This window comes from Leptothoe sp. EHU-05/26/07-4 (assembly GCF_043421015.1).
Lineage (GTDB): Bacteria > Cyanobacteriota > Cyanobacteriia > Phormidesmidales > Phormidesmidaceae > Leptothoe > Leptothoe turfae.
Map to the genome: position 1 here is coordinate 2,027,915 of NZ_JAXSQV010000007.1, position 7,086 is coordinate 2,035,000.

The window sequence follows — 7,086 nt, forward strand, 5'->3', positions numbered from 1 at the left end:
ATTCCAGACCTAGACTTCCTGATTTCGACGAGCTAGCCAAATGGTAATGCTACCGTAGAGGCCATAGGCTAATACTACGAGCCAAACAGATATATTTCCGATAGTGACTTGGTTTCCTGGCAATTGGTTAAAGAACGTCACTAAGGTAATTAAAAGCTGTAATGGTATAGCCAAGAGCCATGCGATCGCACCCCCCACTAAAGGCCAAATCAAACTAACCATTGCACTGATAAATCCACCTAAGCTAATGACTGTGACCAGTGGCGTAGCAAAAATATTTAAAACAATGCTGTAGGACGGAACAGTGCCAAAGTGATAGAGCTGTAGCGGTAACGTCCAAATATAAGCTGCGATGGGAACCGCTAGGAGAGTTGAGATCGCGCTGGGCAACCAATCCAAACGTTTGGCTAGGGCAGTAGCCATGACTATTAAACCCAGGGTAGCCATCACACTTAGCTGAAAGCCGATATCCCATATCCAGCGAGGGTTCCAAACCAATAATAAAAAAACAGCTACCCCTAAACAAGCCAAAGGTTTGACCTTGCGTTCTAACGCTAACCCCAGCATGGCCCCAAGACCCATAATGGCCGCGCGCATTACGCTGGCCTGTAAGCCGGTCAGGCCTACATAAATAAATAGAGCAATGCTACCGCCGATTGCTTGAGTGCGGTTCGAGTATCTTTTTAATAACGCCAATACCATCCCCAGGACGAGTGCCACATGAAAGCCAGAGGCTGCCAGAGTATGAGCTAAACCTGCTGTGATAAACGCATCTCGAATATCGTAGGGTAAATCAACAGCCCTACGGCCCAACACCATGGCACTGACTAAATGACCTTTAGTGTCACCAAGCCAGCGAGCTTGAGCATTAGCAATCCGCCGCCGTACCTGCCAGAGCCCATGTTGAGACTGTTCTGGGTTGGCTAAGTCATCAATATAGTTAGCACTCAGTCCAGCAAAACTACCCTGTCTGGCTAAATAGGCTTTGAAATCAAACTCTTCTGTGGAACTGGGTGCATATAGCCGACCGGTTGCTTTAATGGCTTGACCTGGATATAGATTGGCGCTGCGCTCAGGTAGAGCCGTGACATATAGTTTGCCGCTAGCAGGCTGTCGACTAATATAGTCTGCCTGCTCAGAACGGTTTTGGACTCCATGGGGTTTGAGCCAAAACTTGTGTTTACCGTTACGGTTGAGCTGGGGGAGTGATGTGACTTCTCCATAGACGCTATAGGTGCCAGGGGCATAGCGGCTGATATCGTCAATTTCAGGTTGTGGAATGCGCCATAGGCAGTAAATGGCTCCGATCAGACCGATGATTCCGGCAAATAGCCACTGACGCCCTGTGGGGCCTAATCGCCATTGTTTTGGTAGCCAAATGCTTAGGACTAAACTAAGCATTAAAAGACCGTAGCCTGCAATAGGCTGGTTGGATTGACTAACAGCGATACCTGTGGAGAGCAGACCTAAAATGTAGCTTAGGCAGATAATAATGAATCCCCAGGGTGTCATGGTAGTTGAGTAAGAGACAACGTAAAAAGCGCTGCCTCAACTCGTTAGAAGCAGCGCCTTGGGTTATCGTTCCCCAGCTATTGGCAGGAGTAAGGTCTTTGGATGTGGGTTAGATGGACAACCCCAGCTTTAATCCTAAAGCGGCGTGGACGACCATAAGGGCTACAGCGGCTGTACCGATATAAGCATGGGCATTTCTGAGAGAATCTTGACCGCCACCAAACTTACTCATGGAAATGGCACCGTTGAGACCGAGCAATCCAAGCACCGCTGACCCTGTCCAGAAATGTGGGCTTTCTAGAATAGGCTGGCCTTGCATAACTAGGGATAGAAGCCCCCCGGTATAACCCATCCCAATAAATGTAGTCATCCACAGAGCTACTTTTTTATGGAATTTGCGTACAGGCATAGAACCCATGGTGGCGTCTGGCGCACCGGTACGAATTTTCCAGCCTGCAATGGCGGCACTGCTGCCCATGGCAAAGACAACAATAGCCATCATGGCGGGATGACCCCAGTGGGTAATGGATTCTGGTAAGCCAAACTGAGCAAACCAGGCGGCAATCGGTTCTAAATACGCTCTTAAGCTAGACGCCATAATCAAATATTCCTAACGCGTTTGTTATCTGCCCTTATTTTAGGCAGGTACGGCGTTTTCTTTATGGCTTGTTGCCTGTGAATTTTCCCTATTGTCATCATTTAATAGGGGAAAGCCGAGTTTCTCGCGTTGTTCATAGTAAAGCTGAGCAACTTTACGGGCGAGTGAACGGACCTGACGGATATAACGGGTGCGCTCGGTGACTGAGATGACGCCACGGGCATCTAATAAGTTAAACGTATGGGAGCACTTGAGGACAAAGTCATAAGCGGGCAGTACAAGTTCTCGCTCCATCAGCTGCTCGGCTTCTTGCTGATATAGGTTGAACAGGTTCAACAATAGCTCTGGACTTGAGGCTTCAAAGTTATAGGTGGAGCATTCAATTTCACCTTGCATGTGAACATCGCCATAGGTGACGGTATCGCTCCATTGGATTTTTGCGATCGCATCCACCTCTTGCAAATACATCGTCAATCGCTCTAGACCATAGGTAATCTCAATGGACACCGGTTTACAATCCAGACCACCACACTGCTGGAAATACGTAAACTGAGTCACCTCCATCCCATCTAACCAAACCTCCCAGCCAACACCCCAAGCGCCAACCGCAGCATCTTCCCAGTTATCCTCCACAAACCGAATATCATGATCCTCCGGTTTGATACCCAATGCCCGTAGGGATTCTAGATACAGATCCTGAATGTTGCCAGGAGAGGGTTTGATCAGTACCTGGTACTGATAGTAATGCTGATAACGATTTGGATTTTCCCCGTAGCGGCCATCAGCTGGGCGACGGCAAGGCTCAACATAAGCAACAGACCAAGGCTCCGGGCCAATAGCCCTCAAAAACGTGTGAGGGCTTTTAGTCCCTGCCCCCTTTTCAGTGTCATAGGGCTGAACAATCAAACATCCCTGCGCCGACCAAAACTCATGCAGCGTAGCAATGACAGACTGAAAATTCACCGCGCTTTCCTCGAATCATATCTATATCCGTCACATTCTCCTCTGAAGTGAGGAAAAAACCTAGTACCTATCGCAAAATCAGTTGATCAGTAGTTTTACTAGTCCGTAAGACCCGTTCACATCTATAGAACTGGCCATTAACCAGCTCCTAAAACTCAATTCTGACGTCCGAAGAATTTGTATAAAAGGAGACGAAAAAATGTAGCGCTCGCCGTAGAAAATTGATTCAAAATAGCTGAACACCTTGCAGAACAAGGGAAATAGCTCAAAAAAATAAATTCACCCAAGGTGTTGACTTAGGTTTATCAGGTCGCTATATTAGTAAAGCGCTCGACGGAAAAGCGGTTGAAACCGGTCACCAAAATGCGCAGAACCTAGACAAATCAATAGTTTGAGATTCTAACAAAATCCTGTTTAATTTCTTTAGTTTGAAATTGGTTAGACCTTATCACGAGGTTGAGGCCGATGTCAAACGACCGGATACTTAGATAACACTGAGTGTCAGGTCAACACTTGATGAATGAGTCTTGTTTTTCTTTAGGGAGCAATGAGATTACCATGGAGAGTTTGATCCTGGCTCAGGATGAACGCTGGCGGCGTGCTTAACACATGCAAGTCGAACGAACCTTTCGGGGTGAGTGGCGGACGGGTGAGTAACGCGTGAGGATCTGCCCTTAGGCGGGGGACAACTTTTGGAAACGGAAGCTAATACCCCATATGGCGAGAGCTGAAAGCTTAATGTGCCTGAGGATGAACTCGCGTCTGATTAGCTAGTTGGTGGGGTAAGAGCTTACCAAGGCGACGATCAGTAGCTGTTCTGAGAGGAAGATCAGCCACACTGGGACTGAGACACGGCCCAGACTCCTACGGGAGGCAGCAGTGGGGAATTTTCCGCAATGGGCGCAAGCCTGACGGAGCAACGCCGCGTGAGGGAGGAATGTCTGTGGATTGTAAACCTCTTTTCTCTGGGAAGAAGATCTGACGGTACCAGAGGAATCAGCATCGGCTAACTCCGTGCCAGCAGCCGCGGTAAGACGGAGGATGCAAGCGTTATCCGGAATTATTGGGCGTAAAGCGTCCGTAGGCGGTCAATTAAGTCAGTTGTTAAAGACTGCAGCTCAACTGTGGGAGAGCAACTGAAACTGATTAACTAGAGTATGGTAGGGGTAGAGGGAATTCCTAGTGTAGCGGTGAAATGCGTAGATATTAGGAAGAACACCAGTGGCGAAGGCGCTCTACTGGGCCAAGACTGACGCTGATGGACGAAAGCTAGGGGAGCGAAAGGGATTAGATACCCCTGTAGTCCTAGCTGTAAACGATGGATACTAGGTGTTGTGCGTATCGACCCGTGCAGTACCGAAGCAAACGCGTTAAGTATCCCGCCTGGGGAGTACGCACGCAAGTGTGAAACTCAAAGGAATTGACGGGGGCCCGCACAAGCGGTGGAGTATGTGGTTTAATTCGATGCAACGCGAAGAACCTTACCAGGACTTGACATCCCTCGAATACCTAAGAAATTGGGTAGTGCCTTCGGGAGCGAGGAGACAGGTGGTGCATGGCTGTCGTCAGCTCGTGTCGTGAGATGTTGGGTTAAGTCCCGCAACGAGCGCAACCCACGTCTTTAGTTGCCATCATTCAGTTGGGCACTCTGGAGAGACTGCCGGGGACAACTCGGAGGAAGGTGTGGACGACGTCAAGTCATCATGCCCCTTACGTTCTGGGCTACACACGTACTACAATGCAACGGACAAAGGGCAGCCAACTAGCGATAGTGAGCTAATCCCATAAACCGTTGCTCAGTTCAGATTGCAGGCTGCAACTCGCCTGCATGAAGGAGGAATCGCTAGTAATCGCAGGTCAGCATACTGCGGTGAATACGTTCCCGGGCCTTGTACACACCGCCCGTCACACCATGGAAGTTGGCCATGCCCGAAGTCGTTACCCTAACCGTTTTCGGAGGGGGGTGCCGAAGGCAGGGCTGATGACTGGGGTGAAGTCGTAACAAGGTAGCCGTACCGGAAGGTGTGGCTGGATCACCTCCTTTAAGGGAGACCTACCGAATCGACTCCGAACGAATTTTTATTAGGAGCGATATTGGTCACTCTAGGTCGTGACAGGATTGAGGGAATTTCAAACTATTGTTTAGGTTGTATAGGCTGGGGCTATTAGCTCAGGTGGTTAGAGCGCACCCCTGATAAGGGTGAGGTCCCTGGTTCGAGTCCAGGATGGCCCACTGATGGGGGTATAGCTCAGTTGGTAGAGCGCCTGCTTTGCAAGCAGGATGTCAGCGGTTCGAGTCCGCTTACCTCCACCAAATATTGTCAGATTGGCAGAGATAGGAATAACTTCAGCACCCTGTTTAGGTCTGTTAAGAGATGGGCTAGGGGAATAGGCTGCTGGATTTAGGTCTAGCGAGAACCTTGACAACTGCATAGATTAGTCGAATAGGTAGTTCGACACAGAGAACCTTTAGTAAAAAGACTGAGAGGTCAAGCTACAAAGGGCTCATGGTGGATACCTAGGCACACAGAGGCGAAGAAGGACGCGGTTACCGGCGATATGCCACGGGGAGCAGGAAGCATGCATTGATCCGTGGGTTTCCGAATGGGGCAACCCTACGTACGGCCCACTGAATCTATAGGTGGGTACGAGCGAACGCAGCGAATTGAAACATCTTAGTAGCTGTAGGAAGAGAAAGAAAACTCGATTCCCTTAGTAGCGGCGAGCGAAGCGGGAAGAGCCTAAACCAATTCTTATCAGAGTTGGGGTCGTGGGACAGCGATATGGAATCTGGAGGATAGACGAATCACTTGAGAGGTGAACCAAAGAAGGTGAGAGTCCTGTAGTCGAAATTTGAAGGATACTAGCTGAATCCCGAGTAGGTTGGGGCACGTGGAATCCCGATTGAATCAGCGAGGACCACCTCGTAAGGCTAAATACTCCTGTGTGACCGATAGCGAATAGTACCGCGAGGGAACGGTGAAAAGAACCCCGGGAGGGGAGTGAAATAGAACATGAAACCATGAGCTTACAAGCAGTTAGAGCACGATTAAACGTGTGATAGCGTGCCTGTTGAAGAATGAGCCGGCGACTTATAAGCACTGGCAGGTTAAGTCGAGAATGACGGAGCCAAAGGGAAACCGAGTCTGATAAGGGCGATAGTCAGTGTTTATAGACCCGAACCCGGGTGATCTAACCATGTCCAGGTTGAAGCTTAGGTAACACTAAGTGGAGGACCGAACCGACTTCTGTTGAAAAAGGAGCGGATGAGGTGTGGTTAGGGGTGAAATGCCAATCGAACCCGGAGCTAGCTGGATCTCCTCGAAATGTGTTTAGGCGCAGCGGTAGTGATTATAGCTGGGGGGTAAAGCACTGTTTCGGTGCGGGCTGCGAGAGCGGTACCAAATCGAGACAAACTCAGAATACCCAGTGAATACATTGCCAGTGAGACGGTGGGGGATAAGCTTCATCGTCGAGAGGGAAACAGCCCAGACCATCAGCTAAGGTCCCCAAATCATCTCTAAGTGATAAAGGAGGTGAGAATGCTGAGACAACCAGGAGGTTTGCCTAGAAGCAGCCATCCTTGAAAGAGTGCGTAATAGCTCACTGGTCAAGCGTTCTTGCGCCGAAAATGAACGGGGCTAAGAGATGTACCGAAGCTGTGGACTTGATTTATCAAGTGGTAGAGGAGCGTTCTGTAGTAGTGAGAAGCATTAGCGAGAGCAGGTGTGGACGAAGCAGAAGTGAGAATGTCGGCTTGAGTAGCGAAAATAGATGTGAGAATCATCTACCCCGAAAACCTAAGGCTTCCTCCGGAAGGCTCGTCCGCGGAGGGTTAGTCGGGACCTAAGGCGAGGCCGAAAGGCGTAGTCGATGGATATCAGGTTAATATTCCTGAACTTTGTTTGTGGAGCATTGCAGGGACGCATGACAACTAGCTACACCCTAAATGGATTGGGAAGTTTCTACGGAAGCTGCGTAGTGAACGATAGTGCCTAGAAAAGCTGTGGATG

General features: G+C 49.3%; 3 protein-coding genes, 2 tRNA genes and 2 rRNA genes (1 of these 7 running past the window's edge). 4 read left to right on the forward strand and 3 right to left on the reverse strand.

The window, feature by feature from the left end; all coding sequences use genetic code 11:
- Positions 1-9: 9 nt before the first annotated feature.
- The 3 genes from U2F10_RS33500 to glyQ form a co-directional block, all read right to left on the reverse strand.
- Complete coding sequence (locus U2F10_RS33500; RefSeq protein WP_163665880.1) at positions 10-1,512, reverse strand: ComEC/Rec2 family competence protein; 1,503 nt, start codon at positions 1,510-1,512, stop codon at positions 10-12.
- Between the two features lie 109 nt (positions 1,513-1,621).
- Complete coding sequence (locus tag U2F10_RS33505) at positions 1,622-2,110, reverse strand: DUF4079 domain-containing protein (RefSeq protein ID WP_163665878.1); 489 nt, start codon at positions 2,108-2,110, stop codon at positions 1,622-1,624.
- Between the two features lie 39 nt (positions 2,111-2,149).
- Complete coding sequence (glyQ, locus tag U2F10_RS33510; protein ID WP_006518790.1) at positions 2,150-3,073, reverse strand: glycine--tRNA ligase subunit alpha; 924 nt, start codon at positions 3,071-3,073, stop codon at positions 2,150-2,152.
- Between the two features lie 555 nt (positions 3,074-3,628).
- On the opposite strand from glyQ, the gene U2F10_RS33515 reads away from it, so the two are divergent.
- The 4 genes from U2F10_RS33515 to U2F10_RS33530 form a co-directional block, all read left to right on the forward strand.
- A 16S ribosomal RNA gene (locus U2F10_RS33515) occupies positions 3,629-5,117 on the forward strand.
- 115 nt (positions 5,118-5,232) lie between these two features.
- Positions 5,233-5,306, forward strand: a tRNA-Ile gene (locus tag U2F10_RS33520).
- A gap of 5 nt (positions 5,307-5,311) precedes the next feature.
- A tRNA-Ala gene (locus U2F10_RS33525) sits at positions 5,312-5,387 on the forward strand.
- 173 nt (positions 5,388-5,560) lie between these two features.
- Positions 5,561-7,086, forward strand: a 23S ribosomal RNA gene (locus U2F10_RS33530) (its annotated part continues 1,160 nt past the right edge of the window); the annotation flags it as partial.